This window comes from Sphingomonas canaveralia, from assembly GCF_047238125.1.
Classification (GTDB): domain Bacteria; phylum Pseudomonadota; class Alphaproteobacteria; order Sphingomonadales; family Sphingomonadaceae; genus JBDFMH01.
Genome location: NZ_JBDFMH010000001.1, coordinates 3,001,064 through 3,021,376, shown reverse-complemented (window position 1 = coordinate 3,021,376; position 20,313 = coordinate 3,001,064). Strand labels below are relative to the sequence as shown.

Annotated in this window: 16 protein-coding genes; 8 read left to right on the top strand and 8 right to left on the bottom strand. The window is 68.8% G+C overall.

Annotated features, from left to right (window positions below; translation table 11 throughout):
- The first annotated feature begins 20 nt into the window (after positions 1-20).
- Both ABC347_RS15100 and ABC347_RS15095 read left to right on the top strand, forming a co-directional pair.
- The gene (locus ABC347_RS15100; RefSeq protein ID WP_413246532.1) at positions 21-1,988 is read left to right on the top strand and encodes an autotransporter assembly complex protein TamA; all 1,968 of its coding nucleotides are present in this window, start codon (positions 21-23) and stop codon (positions 1,986-1,988) included.
- Positions 1,988-6,169, top strand: a complete 4,182-nt coding sequence (locus tag ABC347_RS15095; RefSeq protein WP_413246531.1) for a translocation/assembly module TamB domain-containing protein — start codon at positions 1,988-1,990, stop codon at positions 6,167-6,169. The genes ABC347_RS15100 and ABC347_RS15095 overlap by 1 nt, the downstream gene beginning before the upstream one ends.
- A 126-nt stretch (positions 6,170-6,295) precedes the next feature.
- Here ABC347_RS15095 and ABC347_RS15090 read toward each other — a convergent pair whose 3' ends face one another.
- From ABC347_RS15090 to ABC347_RS15075, 4 genes are all read right to left on the bottom strand, one after another.
- On the bottom strand, positions 6,296-7,540 hold the full coding sequence (locus ABC347_RS15090; protein ID WP_413246530.1) for a multidrug effflux MFS transporter: 1,245 nt from the start codon (positions 7,538-7,540) through the stop codon (positions 6,296-6,298).
- A 45-nt stretch (positions 7,541-7,585) separates the two neighbouring features.
- Complete coding sequence (locus tag ABC347_RS15085; RefSeq protein WP_413246529.1) at positions 7,586-8,005, bottom strand: hypothetical protein; 420 nt, start codon at positions 8,003-8,005, stop codon at positions 7,586-7,588.
- Between the two features lie 97 nt (positions 8,006-8,102).
- Positions 8,103-9,683, bottom strand: coding sequence for a M28 family metallopeptidase (locus ABC347_RS15080; RefSeq protein ID WP_413246528.1), 1,581 nt, complete (start codon positions 9,681-9,683; stop codon positions 8,103-8,105).
- Positions 9,684-9,751: 68 nt separating this feature from the next.
- Entirely contained in the window at positions 9,752-10,366 is a 615-nt protein-coding gene (locus ABC347_RS15075; RefSeq protein ID WP_413246527.1) for a class I SAM-dependent methyltransferase, read from the bottom strand.
- Positions 10,367-10,586: 220 nt separating this feature from the next.
- Here ABC347_RS15075 and ABC347_RS15070 point away from each other — a divergent pair, with 220 nt between their 5' ends.
- The gene (locus ABC347_RS15070; RefSeq protein WP_413246526.1) at positions 10,587-11,144 is read left to right on the top strand and encodes an SAM-dependent methyltransferase; all 558 of its coding nucleotides are present in this window, start codon (positions 10,587-10,589) and stop codon (positions 11,142-11,144) included.
- Positions 11,134-11,361 (top strand): hypothetical protein, encoded by a 228-nt coding sequence (locus tag ABC347_RS15065; RefSeq protein WP_413246525.1) that lies wholly within the window; start codon positions 11,134-11,136, stop codon positions 11,359-11,361. Before ABC347_RS15070 ends, ABC347_RS15065 begins: the two co-directional genes overlap by 11 nt.
- A gap of 56 nt (positions 11,362-11,417) precedes the next feature.
- On the opposite strand, the gene ABC347_RS15060 is transcribed toward ABC347_RS15065, so the two are convergent.
- Complete coding sequence (locus tag ABC347_RS15060; protein ID WP_413246524.1) at positions 11,418-11,816, bottom strand: VOC family protein; 399 nt, start codon at positions 11,814-11,816, stop codon at positions 11,418-11,420.
- A 152-nt stretch (positions 11,817-11,968) separates the two neighbouring features.
- On the opposite strand from ABC347_RS15060, the gene ABC347_RS15055 reads away from it, so the two are divergent.
- Both ABC347_RS15055 and ABC347_RS15050 read left to right on the top strand, forming a co-directional pair.
- Complete coding sequence (locus ABC347_RS15055) at positions 11,969-12,295, top strand: antibiotic biosynthesis monooxygenase family protein (RefSeq protein WP_413246523.1); 327 nt, start codon at positions 11,969-11,971, stop codon at positions 12,293-12,295.
- A complete protein-coding gene (locus ABC347_RS15050; protein ID WP_413246522.1) occupies positions 12,292-13,572 on the top strand; it encodes an MFS transporter in 1,281 nt (426 codons plus the stop codon). Before ABC347_RS15055 ends, ABC347_RS15050 begins: the two co-directional genes overlap by 4 nt.
- Here the strand turns inward: ABC347_RS15050 and ABC347_RS15045 are convergent.
- On the bottom strand, positions 13,538-15,841 hold the full coding sequence (locus tag ABC347_RS15045) for a CDC48 family AAA ATPase (protein ID WP_413246521.1): 2,304 nt from the start codon (positions 15,839-15,841) through the stop codon (positions 13,538-13,540). The genes ABC347_RS15050 and ABC347_RS15045 overlap by 35 nt on opposite strands.
- A gap of 298 nt (positions 15,842-16,139) precedes the next feature.
- On the opposite strand from ABC347_RS15045, the gene ABC347_RS15040 reads away from it, so the two are divergent.
- Positions 16,140-17,057: a LysR substrate-binding domain-containing protein gene (locus tag ABC347_RS15040; protein WP_413246520.1), complete on the top strand. Its 918-nt coding sequence runs from the start codon at positions 16,140-16,142 to the stop codon at positions 17,055-17,057.
- A 10-nt stretch (positions 17,058-17,067) separates the two neighbouring features.
- Here ABC347_RS15040 and ABC347_RS15035 read toward each other — a convergent pair whose 3' ends face one another.
- Both ABC347_RS15035 and ABC347_RS15030 read right to left on the bottom strand, forming a co-directional pair.
- Positions 17,068-17,520, bottom strand: a complete 453-nt coding sequence (locus ABC347_RS15035) for a peptidylprolyl isomerase (RefSeq protein WP_413246519.1) — start codon at positions 17,518-17,520, stop codon at positions 17,068-17,070.
- A 32-nt stretch (positions 17,521-17,552) separates the two neighbouring features.
- Positions 17,553-18,572, bottom strand: coding sequence for an LLM class flavin-dependent oxidoreductase (locus ABC347_RS15030; RefSeq protein WP_413246518.1), 1,020 nt, complete (start codon positions 18,570-18,572; stop codon positions 17,553-17,555).
- 104 nt (positions 18,573-18,676) lie between these two features.
- Here ABC347_RS15030 and ABC347_RS15025 point away from each other — a divergent pair, with 104 nt between their 5' ends.
- Positions 18,677-20,206 (top strand): DHA2 family efflux MFS transporter permease subunit, encoded by a 1,530-nt coding sequence (locus ABC347_RS15025; RefSeq protein WP_413246517.1) that lies wholly within the window; start codon positions 18,677-18,679, stop codon positions 20,204-20,206.
- Positions 20,207-20,313 lie beyond the last annotated feature (107 nt).

Genomic DNA, 20,313 nt, shown 5'->3' with positions numbered 1-20,313 from the left:
TTGCGGGTAGCGTGGCGGCCATGTGGTCGGTTCTTCCGCGGCGCTCGCATGCGTATCCTGCGATCGCCGGCTTTCTCCTGTCGTCGGTGGCGCCTGCGCTCGGGCAGGATCAGCCCGCTTCCGATCCCGCAGCGGATATGCTCGATCCCGGATCGCCGCTGGCCGATCTGCCCGATCTCGGGGTGGACTGGCCCGATCTGAACGTCGCCGACGGCGATACACCGGATCCCTCCGCTGCTGCCGCCGCGGTCGATCTCACCGCAGAACAGCGCTACGGCGTCGTGCTCGAGGGGCTGGACGGAATTGCCGACGATCGTCTGCGCACCCGCTTCAATGATCTGTCGGCGCTCAAGACCGCGAAGGATCGCGACGCCAATGTCGCGCAGATCGATCGCCGTGCCCGTCAGGATGAACAGCTGCTCGCCGATCTGCTGCGCTCCTATGGCTATTATGATGCGCTGGTCACCGCGCGCGTCGATTCCGATCCGGTCACGCGCCGGATCACGGTCACGCTGGCGGCCGAGCCGGGTCCGATCTACCGCTTCGTCGATGTCGAAACGCCCGGCCTGTCCGCTGCCGGAGACAAGGCTGGCGCGCTGGCCGGGGCCTTCCCGATCAAGCCGCAGGATCCGGTCGACGCCGAACGCGTGATCGCCGCGGAAGCGTCGCTGCAGACCAAGCTCGGCCGCGAGGGCTTCGCCTTCGGCACCGTCGCCGATCCCGATATTGTGATCGATCACGCCACCCGCACCGCCACGCTTTCGTTGCCGGTCGAGACCGGGCAGGCCCAGCGGTTCGGCGCGATCGCCGTCGATGGCACGCGGCTGTTCGGCACCCGCCATCTCGGCCGCATCGCGCGCTTCCGCCCGGGCCAGCCCTATGATGCCGCGCTGGTCGAGGATTATCGCCGCGCATTGATCCAGACCGGGCTGGTGTCGACGGTGCAGATCAAGCCGCGCCCCGGCGCGGAACCCGGCGTCGTCGATATCGTAACGCGGCTCGAGCCTGCGCCGCCCCGCACCGTCGCGGGCGAGCTCGGCTATGGCACCGGCGAAGGCGCGCGGGTCGAGGCAAGCTGGACGCATCGCAACCTGGTCAAGCCCGAAGGCGCCGTCACCGTGCGCGGTGTCGCCGGCACGCGCGAACAGCTCGCCTCGCTCTCGCTCCGCCGCAACAACTACAAGGGCCGCGATCGGGTGCTGACCGGGCTGGTCTCGGCCGCGCGCATCCGCCGCGATGCCTATGATGCCAAGACGTTCACGCTGGCCGGCGGCCTCGAACGCCAGACCAATATCATCTGGCAGAAGAAATGGACGTGGAGCCTGGGCGCGGAACTGATCGCGTCGGACGAACGCGATTCCACCGGCCTGTCGGGTATTCCGCGCCGACGCACCTTCTTCATCGCCGCCTTCCCCACCAGCCTCAGCTATGATGGCTCGGATGATTTGCTCGATCCGAAGACGGGCTATCGGCTGTCGGGCCGGCTCTCGCCCGAAGCCTCGTTCCAGGCCGGCAATTTTCAATATGCCCGCGCTCAGATCGATGCATCGGCCTATCAGCCGATCGGCGAGCGCGTGGTGGTTGCCGGCCGCATTCGGCTCGGCTCGATCCTGGGTGCGTCGCGGGATCGCATCGCGCCGTCGCGCCGCTTCTATGCCGGCGGCGGCGCCTCGGTGCGCGGCTATGGCTTCCAGGATATCGGCCCGATCGATGTGAATGGCGATCCGGTCGGCGGCCGCAGCCTGGCCGAATTCGCGGTGGAAACCCGCGTCCGCTTCGGCAACTTCGGGGTCGTGCCCTTCCTCGACGCGGGCAATCTCTACACCAAGACCTATCCGGACTTTTCGGGCCTGCGCTACGGTGCCGGCATCGGGGCGCGCTACCACAGCAGCTTCGGCCCCATCCGCGTCGATGTCGGCACGCCGCTCAATCGCCGCGCAGGCGATGCCCGGGTCGCGGTCTATGTCTCGCTGGGCCAGGCCTTCTGATGCCCGATGCGGGGGAGTCTCTGCCGCCACCGGCCGTGCGGCGCCGCTGGCCCTGGCCGCTGCGCTGGGCGCTGGGCCTGCTGCTCACGCTGGCGCTGGCGATCGGCGTAGCGATTTGGGCGATCGATACCGGCCCCGGCCATCGCTTCATCGTCGATCGCATCGCGTCGCTGCCGATCCGATCCGGGCTCAAGATCCGCATCGGCCGCATCGATGGCTCGATCTGGGGCCGCGCCACCCTGCGCGATCTGCGCCTCTATGATCCGCAGGGCCTGTTCCTCGAGGCGCCCGAGGTCGATCTCGATTGGCGGCCGACGCGCTGGCTGGCCAACATGCTCGATATCCGCCGGCTCGAATCCGATCTGGTCGTGCTGCACCGCCTGCCGAAACTGCGCCCCACCGGTCGCCAGACGCCGATCCTGCCCGGCTTCGACATCCGCATCGATCGCCTCGCCATCGCCGCGATCCGGATCGAGCCGCCGGTCGCGGGCACCCGCCGCATCGCCCGGCTCGACGGGCGCGCCGATATCCGCCGCGGCCGTGCGCTGATCACGCTCGATGCGCGCGTCGCCGGCGGTGGCGATCGGCTCCGCATCCGGCTCGATGCCGAACCTGATCGCGATCGCTTCGATCTCGAAGCCCGGCTCGCCGCCCCGGCGGATAGCGTGGTCGGCGGCATCGTCGGCACGCGCCGGCCGATCGCACTGATCGTCACCGGCGATGGCAGCTGGGCGCGCTGGAACGGCGTCGCGCGGATGGATCTGTCGGGCCGCCGTACGGTCGATCTGGCGCTCGGCGTGCGCGATGGCCGCTATCTGCTGAAAGGGCAGGCCGCGCCCTCCCCCTTCCTCGCCGGCAAACTGCAGCGCCTGTCCGCGCCGCGGATCCTGATCGATGGCCAGGCGACATTGGCCGATCGCCGCTTGGCCGGCCTGCTCAAGCTGCGTACGCCCGCGCTGTCGGTCGATGCGGATGGCACGATCGATCTGGCGGAATCAGGATTCGACAAGCTCAAGATCGCGGCCAGCCTGCTGCGCCCGCCCGCCCTGTTCCCCAACATGACGGGGCGGGCGATCCGGCTCGAAGCCACGCTCGATGGCCCGTTCGCCACCGCCGCTTATGATTACCGGCTGGTCGCCGATCGCGTCGCCTTCGATCAGACGGGGTTCGAAACCGTGCGCGCGGTCGGCACCGGTCGCCTGTCGCCCAGCCCGGTCAAGCTGCCCGTCCGCCTCACTGCTGCTCGCGTCACGGGGGTCGGCGATGTCGCCGGCGGCATCCTGCGCAATCTGGCGCTGTCGGGCACGCTCGATGTCACTGCCAAGACGGTCACCGGCAGCAACATCGCGCTCGGGTCGGACAAGCTGAAGGGCAAGCTCGCGCTGCTGCTCGATCTTGTTACCGGGCGCTACACCGTCACGCTGTCGGGCGGGCTTACCCGCTATCTGATCCCCGGTCTCGGCATCGTCGATGTGACGAGCGAGCTTCGCGTCGTCCCCGATCCCAGCGGCCGTGGGACGCGCGTAGAAGGGCGCGGCCGCGCCTGGGTCCGCCGGCTCGACAATGGCTTCCTGGCCGGCCTCGCCGGTGGCCTGCCCGCGATCGATACGCGGCTGGTGCGCGGCAATGATGGCATCGTGCGCTTCATGGGGCTGCGGCTCACTGCCCCCGGCATCGCGCTCACCGGCAACGGCTATCGCCGCAAGGATGGCACCTTCTTCTTCGAAGGCGGTGGCCGCCAGCGCGAATATGGCCCGCTGCGCATGGTGCTCGATGGCCGCATCGATCGCCCCCGCCTCGCGATCGCGCTCGCCAGCCCGATGGAGGCGCTGGGTCTGGCCGATGTGAAGCTCCAGCTCGATCCCGATGCTCAGGGCTATGCCTATGCCGCCGCCGGCGGTTCCACGCTCGGCCCGTTCACCTCCAGCGGGCGTATCGATCTGCCGCGCGCCGCGCCGGCGCTGATCCGGGTCGCTGCGCTCGCCGTTTCCGGCACGAACGCCACCGGCACGTTGCGCTCCGACCCCGGCGGCTTCACCGGCGCACTCGATCTCGCTGGCGGCGGGCTCGGCGGCCGCTTGCTGTTCGCCCCCGTCGGCGATGATCAGCGGATCGAGACGCACCTGACCGCCGATGGCGCGACGCTCACCGCCGCCACCCCGATCGTCCTCCGCCGCGGCAAACTCGACGGCGCGATCCTGCTGACCCCGGCCGGCGCGATGATCGATGGCAGCGCGATGGCGCAGGGCGCGCGCGTGGGCCCGGTCTATTTCGCCAGCCTGTCCGCCACCGCCGCGCTGCGCGCTGGCACCGGCATCATCAAGGGCCGCGTCGCCGGATCCCGCGGCCGCGCCTTCGCACTCGATGTCGCGGCCGATGTCACGCCCGACAGTGTCGCGCTCACCGGCGCGGGCACGGTCGATCGCCGGCCGATCCGGCTGGAGGAAGCGGCCCGCCTGACCCGTGACGGCGATGGCTGGCGGCTCGCCCCAGCCCGCTTCGCCTTCGCCGGCGGCGAGGCGCGGGTCGGCGGGCGGTTCGGGGCCAGCGCCACCGAGTTCGACGCCACCTTGCAGCGCATGCCGCTCACCGTGCTCGATATCGGCTTCCCGGGCCTCGGCCTCGGCGGATCGGCCAGCGGCACGCTCTCCTATCGCCTGCCCGCCGGCGGCATCCCCACGGGCCGCACCGATCTGCGCGTCCGCGGCCTCACGCGCTCGGGGCTCGTGCTGTCGTCGCAGCCGGTCGATGTTGGCCTCACTGCCGTGCTCGGCGCCAGTGGCGCCGCCGGGCGCGCCATCGTCGCCAGCGGCGGCAAGACGATCGGCCGCGCCCAGGCCCGGCTCTCGCCGCTCGGCCCAGGCGCCGATCTGATGGCCCGGCTTCAGCGTGCCCCGCTGTTCGCCCAGCTCCGCTACGCCGGCCCCGCCGACACGCTCTGGCGGCTGACCGGGGTCGAGACGATCGATCTGTCCGGCCCGGTCTCGATCGGGGCGGATATGCGCGGCACGCTGGCCGATCCCAGCATCCGGGGATCGCTGCGCACCGACAATGCCCGGCTCGAAAGCGCGGTCACCGGCACGGTCATCCAGAAGATCGCTGCCGCCGGCCGCTTCAACGGCTCGCGCCTGGTGATCGATCGCTTCGTCGGCGCGACAGCCAATGGCGGCTCGGTTGCGGGCCGCGGCGTGTTCGATCTGGCCGCCGCGCAGGGGCTGGGCATGGATCTGGCGCTGACTGCGGACCGCGCGATCCTGCTCGCGCGTGACGATATCGGCGCCACCGTCACCGGCCCGCTCACCATCCGGTCGGATGGCTCGGGCGGCACGATCGCCGGCGACGTCGATCTGATCGCCTCACGCTTTCGGCTCGGCCGTGCCGCCGCCGCCGCCGTGCCCCGTCTCGCCGTCCGCGAGATCAACCGCCCCGCCGACGAGCCCGAGGCCACTCGCCCGCCGAGCCCGTGGCGGCTGGATCTGAAGGCCGATGCGCGGAACCGGCTGATGGTCTCGGGCCTCGGGCTGGACAGCGAATGGCGCACGCGCATCGTCATCAAGGGCACGGTCGATAACCCCGCGATTACCGGCACCGCCGATCTGATCCGTGGCAATTATGAATTCGCCGGCCGGCGCTTCGATCTCGATCGCGGCGCGATCCGCTTCAATGGCGAAGCACCGCCCGATCCCGCGCTCGATATCGTGGCCCAGGCCAATCTCCAGGGCCTGAACGCCACCATCCGCGTCACCGGCACCGGCCTCAAGCCCGACATCGATTTCGCCAGCGTCCCCGCACTGCCGGAAGACGAGTTGCTGTCACGCCTGCTGTTCGGATCGTCGATCACCAACCTGTCCGCGCCGGAGGCGCTCCAGCTCGCCGCCGCGGTCGCCTCGCTGAATGCCGGCGGCAGCGGCGATGGCCTGAACCCGATCAACTCCGTGCGCCGCGCCGCCGGGCTCGATCGGCTCCGCATCCTGCCCGCCGATCCCACCACCGGTCAGGGCACCTCGGTCGCGGCCGGCAAATATCTCGGCCGCCGCACCTATGTCGAAGTGATCTCGGATGGCGCCGGCTATTCGGCCACGCGGGTCGAATTCCAGATCACGCGCTGGCTGTCGCTGCTGTCCTCGATCTCCACGATCGGCCGCCAGAGCGCGAACGTGCGCATCTCGAAGGATTATTGAGGACCGGGAGATTCCCTCTCTCCGCTCGCTCTCAGCCCGTCGAAAGGCCGTCTTCTTCTTTTTCGCGGGCGAGACGGACAGTGCTTTTACGACCTCGGCACAGGCGGGCTCGCGGGCTGGGTAGGCTCAGGCCTCGACCTGTGCCACCGGATGGCTCCTGAACAGCCGCCCACGCTCGGTGATCGCCACTGCGGTCAGCGATGCCAGCCCCAGCAGCAGATAGCCGATCGCCACCGGCAGCGTGGTCCCGTCGAAGCTCTGCCCGATCGCCAGCCCCAGCAGCGCACCGCCGATCGTCGATGCCGTGCCCTGGATCGACGATGCGGTGCCCGCGATATGCCCGACCGGCTCCATCGCCATCGCGCCGAAATTGGATGCTGCCAGCGCGAAGCACATCATCTGCCCGGTCTGGAACACCGAGAACGACCAGACCGTCTCCAAGCCCGCCAGCGCCCACGCGGTGTGCAGCCCACCGAAGGTGACGAACCCGATCAGCGCCCAGTGCGATACGAACCGCGTCCCCAGCCGCTCCACGATCCGCGAGTTGGCGAACGACGCCACCGCCATGCCGCTCGCCACCAGCGCGAACACATAGGTGAAGATGTCGGGCCGCCGGAACACGTCGTAGAAGATCTGCTGCACCGACATGATGAACCCCATCAACCCGGCGAACAGCAAGGTCATCGCGATCGTGTAGCCCAGCGAATAACGGTTGGTCAGCACCAGCCGCGCCGCCTCCAGCAGCGGCCGCACCGCGATCGCGCGGCGATCCTCGGCGTGTAGCGTCTCCGGAATGCGGAAGAACCCCCACACTGCAACCAGCGCGCCATAGATCGCCAGCGCGTAGAAGATCGCCTCCCAGGGCGCGATGTAGAGGATCATCTGGCCAAGCGTCGGCGCCAGGATCGGCACCGCCAGGAAGACGATGAAGGTCAGCGACATCACCCGTGCCATCTGTCGGCCCGAAAACCGGTCCCGCACCATCGACACGGCCAGCACGCGGGATGTCGCCGCGGTCATGCCCTGCAGCGTGCGCGCGGCGACGATCGTCAGGAAATCGGTGGCGAAGCTCGCGAACAGGCTCGTCGCAACGAACGCCAGCAGTCCGCACAGCAGCACCGGCCGGCGCCCGAACCGGTCTGCCAGCGGCCCGTACACGATCTGCATCGCGCCGAAGCCGAGCATGTAGCAGGCGATGATCAGCTGGCGGCTATTCTCGTCGGCGATGCCCAACGACGTGCCGATCGCGGGCAGCGCCGGCAGGATGATGTCGATCCCCATCGCGTTGATCGCCATCAGCGATGCCACGAAGGTCACGAACTCGGCAAAGCCGATCGGTGCGCGGGCGAATGTTGGCGTGGGAGCGTTCATCACTCCCTTTCGCCGCATTGCAGCATCAATGCAAACCGTTGTGAATTAAAGGCGGGGGACCAGTGGGTCGGCCGTGCGCGTGTCCTGACCGGTCGTGGTCGGGCCGAGCGGCTGGCCGGCCGGGCGCAGGCGATCATCCAAGTTCGAATTGGCCACACCCGATACGCCGCCGCCGCTGCCGATCGATCCGGTCGGCCGGTCCAGCGTTGATCGTGCGCCGGGGCGCTGCACGGGTGACAGGCCCGCTGCGGAATCGATCCGCTCGCTCAACGACGATGTCGAACCGAGCGGCGCGGGGGGCCGTCCGATCGCGGTCGAGTTCAGCCCGGTCCCGGCGCCGGTTCCCGTGCCGGTGGAGAGCGAACCGGATGTGCCGCCGGCAGCACCGGTCGACGGCGATGTCGAAAGCTGGGCGGCGGCAGGCGCGGCCGCGAATATGGCTGCGATGGCGAGGGTGCGGATCATGGGGCGTCTCCGGATGGGGTTCAGGGTGAACGACCCGCAATCGGCGGACGTTCCGCATCCCTGTGAAAAGCCCGCTTCCCGAGCGCGATAGCCAGCCTCAGGGCTTTGCGAACCTGCGGAAGAAGCTGTTCGTGTTCCAACGCGGCTTCTGGTCCGCATCGGCCACCCGCAGTGCCAGCGCCGCCAGGAAATCGTTGAACCGCACCGCATCGGCCCTGTTCACCGGCTGCGCCAGGTCGTCGGACGGCCCGTGATAGCGGGTCGCGCGGAACTGCTTCTCGATGTCGAACGCCGCCGATCCCCTGCTGAAGCCGAATTTGGGGAACAGCGCCGGCACCCCCTGTTCGATGAAGGCATATTGGTCCGATCGGATGAAGCTGTTGCGATCGGGCAGCGGGTCGTTGATCACCGGCAGCCCCATCGCCACGCCGATGGCCCGCACGTCGGATCCTAGGCTGCTCTCCTCCTGTCCCAACGCCAGCAGCGATGTCAGCGGCCACAGCGGTAGCGGCATATCCAGGTTGATGTCGGCCACCAGGCTCGGCTTCGGCACGCTCGGCCGGCGCGCGAAATAACGCGAGCCCAGCAGACCCTTCTCCTCAGCGGTCACCGCCAGGAACAGGATCGATCGTCGCGGCCGCACCTTGCCCTTGCGATAGCCGCGCGCGATCTCCAGCAGCGATGCCACGCCGGCGGCATTGTCCATCGCGCCATTGTAGATCGCATCGCCGCCCTCGGGCGCGCCGATCCCCAGCCCGTCGAGATGCGCGGACAGCACGACATGCTCCGCCTTCAAGGCGGGGTCGCTGCCCTCCAGCACACCGACGACATTGGCGGCGGCGGCAGTGCCCAGCCGGGTCGCCACCGTCGCCTTCAGCACCTGCCCCAGGGCGAACCCAGGGATCGGCTTCGATGCGTCGGCCAGCGCCGCGATCTCGGCGAAACGCCGGCCCGATCCGGCAAACAGCCGCTCGCCTTCGGCCGGGTTGAAGCTGCCCGCGAACTGCACGCCCTTCACGTCGCGCAGCGCGGCGTCCGCGAAATACAGGCCGGCCTGGGTGGAAAGCGCCACCGCGCGCGCCCATGGCTGTTCCATCATCTTGGGCGTGTCGATCGAGATGAACCCGACCGCGCCCCGCGCCTCAAGCAGCTTGCCGCGCTCGGCACGCGCATGGCTCTTGAGCGCGCCGGAAATGGATTGCGGCCCCCCGGCCACGAACACCGCGATCTTGCCCTTCAGGTCCACGCCCGCGAAATCGTCATGCCCCGCCTCGGGGATGTGCAGCCCATAGCCGATGAACACCAGCGGCGCTTCGGTCGCGGCCGGCCGCGGCCCGCCGCGCGCGCTGATCAGCAGCTGAGCGCCGATCGCCAGCGGAGTCTCTACGCCCTTCGCGATTAGCGTCGCTGTCGAGCCTGCGGCGTCCACCACCTGCGTCTCGAACGCAATCGGCTGCAGATAGCCATCGGTGCCGGCAGGCTTCAGCCCATATTTCCGGAACCGCCCGGCGACATAGGCGGCAGCGCGGTCATAGCCCGGGGTGCCGGTCAGCCGGCCTTCCATCTTGTCGTCGGCCAGCACCGCGACATGCTTCCACCAGGCGTCGGCACGCGGCTCGGCGTGCAGCGGGGCCGCGGCCAGCGCGCACAGCATCAGGAACAAAAGGCGAATCACCATGATCCGGTGATGACAGACGAAATCCTACTTTGCCAGCAGCTTGGCATCCGGCACCAGGCGCGGCGGGGTCAGTCCTTCCATGCCCAATAAAGCTGCGCCGGCGGGATGTTCACCGGCTCGAACGCATGGTCGATCCGCTCGAAATGCGGGGTCAGGAAATGCTTCACCTTGGGGCTGAACTGATAGACCAGGAATGCCCCGCCCGGCCGCAGCGCGGCATGGGTCTCGGCGGCGATGCGCGGGCCGATGCCCGGCGGCAGCGTCGAAAATGGCAGGCCGGACAGGATATAATCCGCCTGCTGGAAGCCATGCTCGGCAATGATCCGCCGCACGTCCGCCGCCGATCCAAGCACCGGGCGGAACCGCGAATCGGTGATCCGCCGGCCGAGATAGTTGATGAAGTCGGCATTGGTATCGATCGCCAGCAGGGTCGCGTCCGGCGCCATCCGCTCCAGGATGGGGCGGCAGAACGTGCCCACGCCAGGCCCATATTCCACGAACAGCTTGGTGTTCGCCCAATCCGTGCGCGCCAGCATCCGCGCGATCAGTTTGTCCGACGACGGGATGATCGAGCCGACCATCACCGGATGCTTCAGGAATTCGCGGAAGAACATGCCCATCGGACCCGGTTCACCTCGGCGGCGGCGCTGCTCGAGGGCGGTATCGGCGGACGGAGACGGCATGGGAACTCCCGGTGCGGGGGCAGAGACAGGCGACTCCGTTGCAAATGCCGCACGTGAAAGCAAGTTCCGGCAGCGTCCCGCGCGGCGGACGGAGGCTGGCGCGCGCGGCGATACGCAAATGCTATGCCCCCGGCCCGGATCGATCTCGAATTCCAACGCCGCGGCTGCCTAGATTCCAGGGCCGCGCCGCCATCCCGGCCGCGCGCTCAGGAAGAACCGAATGGCCGCCACCATCCTGTCCCGCGTCCGACCGGCCCGATCCGCTGCCAGCGTCATCGATGATGTGCTTGCCGCGCTCCGGCGCCGGGGCCGTCGCGCGATCCGCATCGTCGATCTTGATTGCCGGTCGGGCCGCCGCCTGATCGATATCGCCGCTCGCGCCCGCGCAAAGGGTTTCCTCGCGATCGAGGCACGCGGCTGCGATCGCTCTCCGCTCGCCATCGCCGCGGCGCGGCGGGCCGGTGCCGCCCACCGCGATCCGGCGATCGGCTGGCAGTTCGACGTCGCCGATCCCGCCAGCGCGATCGCTGCCGAGCGCGACGGCGCGGACCTGATCCTGGCCGCGGGCCGCACGGCGCACAGCCCCGCTGTGGCGGAACGGCTCCGCGCCGCCACCGGCGATACGCTGATCGTCACCGCACCCGCCGATCGGCCGCCTGATTCGATCCCGCGCGACGAAGACTTCGATCGCGCGCTGATTCCGCTCGGCACTGGCCCGCACGCGCGTGCGCTGGTCGTGCTGCACCGGATCGCCGGGGAGCCCCGCCATGACGGCTAGGGATTTCCGTTTCCGCGCGATCGGCGCCACCCTGTTCCTGGCTGGCTGCGCGACCTCGCTGCTCCACCGCGAAGCGATCGGCCCGTCACCGGCCGCCCCGCCGGGCGGGCTCGAAGCCGCGCTCGCGCTCGCCACATTCATGCTGGCGCTGACCGGCGTGATGCTGCTGATCGGCGGCGCGGACTGGCTCGGCCGCGACCGCCAGCGCGGCGATTAGCGGTGCGCGCCGGCCCCTGACCGCGCACCGCGGCAGCCTAACTGCCTTGCTATCGCTCAGGTGGGGAAATGGATTCCGCACAGCTTGTTGCCATCGGGATCGCGAAAATAGGCGAGCTCGATCGTCCCCATCGTGGCGGTCTGCCGCGGGCCGGGGGACGCCTCGATCGACACGGCACCGTTGGCGACCGCGACATCGTGAAACTGCTTCACCTGTTCCGGCGAATTGCAGGAGAAAGCGACGGTACTGCCGTTCGCGACCGTGGCCGGCTGGCCATCGATCGGCTGGGTGACGATGAAATTGGTCCCGCCTTCGCCCCGATAGATCAGGCGGGTGTGGCCGCTGTCGGCGACATTCACCATCGCCGGCCCCACGCCAAGCGTGCCGAGCACCGTGTCATAAAAGCGCTTGGAACGATCGATGTCGTTCGATCCGATCATGGTGTGAAAAAGCACGCATCTTCTCCTATCGCCCCGGTGCGGTATCATTGCCCGCATCCGCGCCTTAGCATGATCGGCGGGATGGTCACCCTTTTGCGCTGCCGCGCGCGCCTTCGCCTCGCGCACTGGTCGTGGCGCGGGTCGCCGGCCGCCGCTATGTCCCCCCCATGGATGTCATTCCCGCAAACGCGGTCGCGGTGATCTTCTCGTCGACCCGCAACGGCAGCGACGCGGCCGGCTATGCCGCCGCCGCCGCCGAGATGGATCGGCGCGCCGCCGCCATGCCCGGCTATCTGGGGATGGAAGCCACGCGCGGGGCGGATGGGTTCGGCCTCACCGTCAGCTATTGGGCCAGCGAGGCGGATGCGATCGCCTGGCGCGATGATCCCGCGCACCGCGCCGCGCGCGATGCCGGTCGCGATCGCTGGTACGAGAGCTACCGGATCACGGTCGCCACCGTCACGCGCGGCTATACCTGGGCGCGCCCGGCTTGACCGCAGACGCCGATCGCCGCGATTTCGCGCTGCTGTTCCTGGTGATGCTGACGACCGCCGCCGGCAACACCGCGCTGCAATCGGTGCTGCCCGCGATCGGTCGGCAGCTCGGCCTGCCCGATCTCGTGGTGGCGTTGGTCTTCTCCTTCTCGGCGCTGGTGTGGTCGCTGGCCGCGCCGGTCTGGGCACGGCGCTCGGATCGTCGTGGCCGGCGGCAGATGGTGCTGATCGGGCTCGGCGGCTTCACCGGATCCTGCTTCGTGTGTGCGCTGGCGCTGACGGCAGGGCTGTGGGGCTGGACCGGGCCGGCCGCGACCTTCATCCTCTTCGTCGGCGGGCGCATCCTCTACGGCTATTTCGGCGCGGCTGCTCCGCCCGCCGCGCAGGCACTGGTGGCGGCGCGCACGGGCCCGGGCGAGCGCGTGCAGGCGCTGACCCTGCTCGCCTCCGCGTTCGGGCTCGGCACCATCCTCGGCCCGGCGCTCGCGCCTTTCTTCATGCTGCCCGGCGTCGGGCTGGCAGGGCCGGCCTATATCTTCGCGCTGTTCGGCGTCGCGACCTGGCTGGTGGTCGGCCGGCTGCTGGGCGACGAACGCGACTTGGGTGACGTGGGCGGCGCCGCCAATGCCGAACCGTCGATCGGGGGCGAGCCGTCGGGCGCCGCGGTGATCGCCGCGGTCAACACGCAGTCGCCGGGGCAGCTTGCCTGGAACGATGCCCGGCTCTGGCCGTGGATGGTCAGCGGAGTCGTAGCCGGTCACGCCCAGGCGATGGCCAGCCAGGCGATGGGCTTCCTGATCATAGATCGGCTCGCGCTGCCGCCGATCGCCGCGCAGCCGTTGATCGGTCTGGTGCTGATGGCCGGCGCGGGCGCGGCATTGCTGGCGCAGTGGGGCATCATTCCGCGCCTGAAGCTGTCACCGCGCGCGCTGATCCTGTGGGGGGCAATGGCGGGCGCCGCCGGCTGCGGACTGATCGCGCTGGCCGATACGATCCACGCGCTCGCCACCTCGTTCGCGATTGCGTCGCTCGGCTTCGGACTGCTGCGTCCGGGCTTCACCGCGGGTGCCAGCCTGGCGGTCGGCAGCCGCGAACAGGGCGCGGTCGCCGGGCGCGTCACGTCGATAAACGGCGCGGTCTATGTCGTCGGCCCCGCGATCGGCATCGCGCTGTATCAGGTGGCGCGGCCGCTGCCCTATCTCGCCGCGGCGGCCGCGCTGATCCTGCTGCTGGGCTATGCGCTCAGGGCTCTGACCCCTTCGGCCCGCGCGGGGTGAGCATGCCCGGCGCGATGAAGCCGACCGGATCCAGCGACAGCGAATCTTGTTTCAGCCGCGCCGACATCTGCTCATATTCGCGCTCGATCTCGGGCGTCACGCTTGCCCGCGTCTCCTCCAGCGCAGCTTCGAAATGGGCGGCGGTCACGCTCTTCGCGTCCAGCGATTCGCGCAGCGCGGTCAGGCCCGCGCGCCGCACCAGATCCTCGAGATCGGCCCCTGTGAAGCGCTCGGTCCGCTCGGCGATCGCGTCGAGGTCGACATCGTCGGCCAGCGGCATCTTCTGCGCGTGGATGCCCAGGATCCGCCGCCGCCCGCCGGCATCGGGCACGCTCACATAGATCAGCTCGTCGAACCGGCCCGGCCGCAGCAGCGCCGGATCGATCAGGTTCGGCCGGTTGGTGGCGCCGATCACCACCACCGATTGCAGTTCCTCCAGCCCATCCATCTCGGCCAGGATGGTGTTGACGACGCGCTCGGTCACCTGCGGCTCACCCATGCCGCCGCCGCGCGCGGGGACCAGACTGTCGAGCTCGTCGAAGAAGATCACGGTCGGCGCCACCTGTCGGGCGCGCGCGAACAGCCGGGCGATCTGCTGCTCGCTCTCGCCATACCATTTGCTCAGCAGGTCGCTCGATTTGGTGGCGATGAAGTTCGCCTCCGCCTCGCGCGCCACTGCCTTCGCCAACAGCGTCTTGCCGGTTCCGGGCGGACCATAGAGCAGGAAGCCCTTGGCCGGGCGGATGCCCAGCCGCCGGAACGCGTCCGGATCCTTCAGCGGCAGCTCGACGCCTTCGCGCAATTTCTCGCGCGCCTCGTCCAGCCCGCCGATATCGTCCCAGCCCACGTTCGGCGCCTGCACCATCACCTCGCGCATCGCGGATGGCTGCACGCGCTTGATCGCCTGCTCGAAATCCTCGCGGGTCACGGCCAGCGAATCCAGGATCTCGGGCGGGATCGTGTTGGTCGAAAGGTCCAGCTTCGGCATGATCCGCCGCACCGCCTCGATCGCGGCCTCGCGGGTCAGCGCGGCAAGATCGGCGCCGACGAAGCCATAGGTCTGGCGTGCCATCGCGTTCAGATCCACCTTGTCACCCAGCGGCATGCCGCGGGTGTGGATCCCCAATATCTCGCGCCGGCCGCGCTCGTCGGGCACGCCGATGATGATCTCGCGGTCGAACCGGCCGGGCCGGCGCAGCGCCTCGTCGATCGCCTCGGGCCGGTTGGTCGCCGCGATCACCACCAGGTTGGCGCGCGATTCGAGCCCGTCCATCAGCGTCAGCAGCTGCGCCACCAGCCGCTTTTCGGCCTCGCCGGTCACCTGGCCGCGCTTGGGCGCGATCGAATCGATCTCGTCGATGAAGATGATCGACGGCGCGGCCTTGGTCGCCTGCTCGAACACGTCGCGCAGCCGCTTCTCGCTCTCGCCGTAAGCCGATCCCATGATCTCGGGCCCCGCGATCGAGAAGAAGCTGGCGTCGCTTTCGTTCGCCACCGCCTTGGCCAGCCGGGTCTTGCCGGTGCCGGGCGGGCCGTGCAGCAGCACGCCCTTGGGCGGATCGACGCCCAGCCGCTCGAACAGCTGCGGATAGCGCAGCGGCAGTTCCACCATCTCGCGCACCTGATCGATGGTCGAGCCGAGCCCGCCGATATCGTCATAGGTCACGTCTGCCCGACGCGCGTCGGCTGCCTCCTCATATTCGGGGCGCAACTCGACTTCGGTCTCGGCGTCGATATGGACGATGCCCTTTGGCACCGTCGAAACCACCGTCAGCCGGATTTCCTGCAGCGCGAAGGCAGGCGCGTTGAGCATCTGGCGCAGCTGCGGCGGCATCTGGTCTTGATCGACACGCTGCTGGCCCGCGGTGGCGACGATATCGCCCGCCACCAGCGGCCGCATGCCGAAGGATCGCTTCAGGGCCTGGCCGGATCCCTGCAACCGCAGATTCTGCTGCGCCGGGGCAAACACCACGCGTTGGGCCGGCTTGCTCTCGGCCTTGCGCACCTCGACGAAATCGCCCGAACCGACCCCGGCATTGGCGCGCTGCAGCCCGTCGAGCCGCAGGATGTCGAGCCCCTCGTCCTCGGCATAGGGCAGCACCGCGCGGGCCGGCGTGGCGCGCTTGCCCTCGATCTCCACGACATCGCCTTCGACAAGCCCGAGCGCGTTCATCGTGGTGCGCGACAATCGCGCCAACCCGCGCCCGCTATCATCGGGGCGTGCGTTCGCCACTTGCAGTTTCTTGCCGGTCGTCTCGCTATCAGCCATCGATGTCCTGCCCGCTCGTTGCTGTGCGAGATAGGCAGGGCGGCCCCGATTGCGATCCCGCGCAGGCAAAAAAAACGGGCCAGCCCGATGGGCCGACCCGAAAGTTTTAGGAGAGGATGCCTGAAAGGCCTGATCGTTGTGCATCGCAGCGACGAATCGTGCAATTGCAAAAAAAGTCATCCCTGCTTGCAAATTTCGCAACCGGTTTCATACTCGGTAGGAAGCCGGATGGCTGCTGCAGCGCTTGAGCCCCTCGCGCGTTGCACCGCACAAGTTCGGTCACGAAGGAGAGTGTTCCTTGCGCCGATTGCCGCCCCTCACTGCCATCGAGGCTTTCGTACAGGTGGCGCGGCTCGGCTCGGTGAAAGCCGCTGCGGAAGAACTGGCGCTATCGTCGCCCGCGCTTAGCCGTCGGGTCCAGGCCCTCGAACGCCATCTCGGCCAGCCGCTGTTCGAACGTCGCCATCAGCAGATGCTGCTCACGCGGGCTGGTGAGCAGCTGCTGTCCCGGATCGCGCCTGCGCTCGATACGCTGGGTGAAGCGATCGAAGCGCTGACCGGCGAGGGTGAGCAGCTTCGTCTTCGCCTGGCGGTGCTGCCGCTCTACGCGTCGCAGCGCCTCGTCGGCCGGCTGCCCGATCTGCGGGCGCGCCATCCCGGGCTGCATCTCGATCTCGAAACCGGCGGCCATGCGCTGTCGCGGCTCGGCGACGGTATCGATGCCGCGATCGTGCTGGCGCGCGATGTCGATCCCGCGCTCTATTCGCGGCGGATCGATCGCAATCAGGTGGTCGCGATCGGCCCCCGGCGGCTGCGCGACGGCATCGATCCGCTCGTGCGCCCCGAACAGATTGCCGGGCACACGATCCTGCTGCACCGCGACATGCCGGAGACCTTCGCCAATTGGCGCGCCGCGGCGGGGCTCGATCGGCTCGAACCGCAGGAAATCGACATGTTCGATTCGGGTCAGCTGATGCTGGATGCCGCCGCGCAGGGTCTCGGCATCGCCTTCATGCTCGACATCCATCTCGAAAATGCGAACGATCCCGATCTGGTCGCGCTCTTCGATCTGCCGGTGGAATCGAGCTATAATTACTGGTTCGCCTGCCGCCGGCCGGCGCTCGCCAACCGTGCGGTCAGGCTGTTCCACGACTGGCTGTTCGAAGGATCGGACAGCCAGCCGGCAGCGGCGCCAGCCCCACCGAAGCGAGGCTGACGCACGCGGATCAGGAAACGGTCGCCTTCACGATCTTGCCCGGGGTACGGGGCGGCTCGCCCTTGGGCAGCTTGTCGACCCATTCCATCCCGTCGGTCACTTCGCCCCAAACCGTGTACTGGCGATCGAGGAAGGTGGCGTCGTCTAGGCAGATGAAGAACTGGCTGTTGGCGCTGTTCGGGGCTGCGGTACGCGCCATCGAGCAGACCCCGCGGACGTGCGGCTCGGCCGAGAATTCGGCCTTCAGGTCGGGCTTCTTCGATCCGCTGGTGCCGGTGCCGGTCGGGTCGCCGCCCTGCGCCATGAAGCCGTCGATCACGCGGTGAAACACCACGCCGTCGTAAAAGCCTTCCTTGGCGAGCTCGGTGATCCGCTCGACATGGCCGGGGGCCAGGTCGGGGCGCAGCTTGATCGTCACGTCGCCGCCCGAATCGAGCGAAAGCGTCAAAGTCTGATCGGCCATAGTCATCTCCGTTTGAAATTGTGGAAGCGCGCTTAGGCGGCGGCAGCCAGCCCTGCCAGCCCATATTCGGCTGCGATCAGTGCATAGCTGCGCACGCGCGGCGCATGATCGGGCAGGATGTTGACGAGCATCATCTCGTCCGCGCCGTAGATCGAAGCGACCTCGTCGAGCTGCGCATGCACCTCGGCCGGGCTGCCGAGCATCATCCGCCGCCCGCGTTCGGGCGCGCGGTGATCGGCGAGCCAGGCGATCGCCGTCTCGACCGACGGCACCGCGATCAGCTGGCCGGCCAGCAAGTGCGCCATCATCATTCGCGATGGCGCGGCCAGCCGGTCGGCCGTCTCGCGGTCGTCCGCGGCGATCGTCCAGCTCGCCACGATCAGCTGCGGAGCATCGGCCCAGCGCGATGGGCGGAAATTCTGGCGGTAGATCTCGGCCAGCGGCACCGCGGACGAATTGATGAAGTCGGCGATGCAGTAGGGCAGCCCCAGTTCGCCTGCCCAGCGCGCCGAATCGGGGGACGAGCCGAGCAGCCACGGATCGGGCGATCCACCGCCGCCCGATGGCAGCGTTTCCGCAAGCGGCGCGAACGGATGGTCGGATGGCAGGCCCTCTCCCAGATAGGCCAGCAGTTCGCTCAGCGCCTCGGGGAAATCGTCGGAGGGCACGCGCCGGCTGCGATCACGCTGCAGCGCATAGGCCGTCCGCTGGTCGCTGCCCGGCGCGCGGCCCAGCCCCAGATCGATACGACCCGGCGCGATCGCCGCCAGCAGCCGGAACGTCTCGGCCACCTTGAAGGGAGAAAAGTGCGGCAGCATGATCCCCCCCGATCCGATCCGGATCCGGCTGGTGGCCAGCGCCACCGGGCCGATCAGTGCCTCGGGCGCCACTCCCGCCAATGCGGGCGAAGCGTGATGTTCGGCCAGCCAGTAACGGTGATAGCCGAGCGCATCGGCCTGGCGCGCCAGGTCCAGCGTATTGCGCACCGCTTCGGCAGCGTTACTGCCTTCCGCGATCGGAGTCTGGTCCAGCACCGAGAGACGATAGGTCATGCGAACCAAGATAGGGGGCCCGCCCCCCGTTTCCACCATGTCCGCCATCATGGCGCAGGCTGCAGCCCTTGTCCCCCGCTCGCGGCGCGCCTAGCTGCGTCGGCATGGATGCCACTCATCCGTTGCCCCCCGCGCGGCGGCTGCTCGTCACCATCGTCGTGATGTCGGCCACGCTGATGGTCGTGCTCGACACCACGATCGCCAACGTGGCGCTGCCGCACATGCAGGCCGCGCTCGGCGCGACCAGCGAAACGGTGGCGTGGGTGCTGACCAGCTATGTCGTCGCCAGCGCGATCGCGATGCCGTTGACCGGCTGGCTGTCCGATCGCTTCGGCCGCCGCCAGCTCTTCACCATCGCCACGCTGGGCTTCACGATCACATCGGCGCTCTGCGGCGTCTCCACTTCTTTGGAGATGATGGTGGCTGCTCGCGTGGCGCAGGGCATCTTCGGCGCGTTCCTGCTGCCGATGGGCCAGGCGATCACCTACGACATCAATCCGCCCGAACGCCATGTCCGCGCGATGACGATCTGGGGCATGGTGGTGATGATCGGGCCGATCATGGGCCCGGTGCTGGGCGGCTGGCTGACGGACAATTACGACTGGCGCTGGGTGTTCTTCATCAATGTGCCGATCGGCGCGGTCACCGTGGTCGGTGCCTGGCTGCTGCTGTCCGACGATCGCGGCCCCGCACGCCGGTTCGATCTGATCGGCTTCGCGCTGCTGGCGGTGATGCTCGGCAGCTTCCAGCTGTTCCTCGATCGCGGCACCCATCTCGATTGGTTCGACTCGGCCGAGATCTGGATCGAGGCGGGCCTTGCGGTCGCGACGCTGTGGCTGTTCGTCTTCCACTCGATGAATGCGCGCGACCCGATCGTGCCGCTGGCGCTGTTCACGAACCGCAACTTCACCACCGCGCTGCTGTTCGTCACCATCGCCGGTGGCGTGCTGCTGGCCGGCGCCGCGCTGACTGCGCCGCTGCTGCAGCGGCTGATGAACCATTCGGTCTATGATGCCGGCCTGCTGATCATGCCACGCGGGGTGGGCACGCTGATCGCGATGATCGTGGCCGGCCGGATCGCGGGCAAGATCGATCCGCGGATCACCATCTTCTCGGGCATGCTGCTGATCGCGTGGTCGCTGCACATGATGTCCGGCTTCAGCCTCGAGATGGACAGTCGCCCGGTCGTCATTTCCGGCGTCATCCAGGGGCTCGGGCTCGGCTTCGTGGTGATGCCGCTCAATCTGCTGGCCTTCGCTACGCTGGAACCTGCGCTCCGCACCGAGGGTGCGGCGCTCTACAGCCTGATGCGCAACATCGGCGGCGCGATCGCGATCTCGGTGATGACAGCGATGCTCGCCTCCAACCTGCAGACCAGCCACAGCGATCTGGGCGGCCATATCACCGCGGTCACGTTGCCCTATCTCGACGGCGGCCTGCTCGAACGGCTGGGCGTGCAGGGCAACGCGCTGCTGGCGATGATCGATGGCGAGATCAACCGCCAAGCGCTGATGATCGCCTATGTCGACGATTTCTGGCTGATGATGTGGATCGCGCTGCTGGCGGCGCCGCTGGTCGCGGTGATGCGTCCGGCCCGGGGCGGCACATCGGTGCCGGTCGACGCGGGCCACTGATGCGGAGGCGGACGACGCAGCCGCAGGGAGTAGCCCTTCGGTGCGCCGTCCAACCGGACAGGATGCGGGTCGCGTCTGACATCCTGCCCGCACGGCCGAAACCGCGC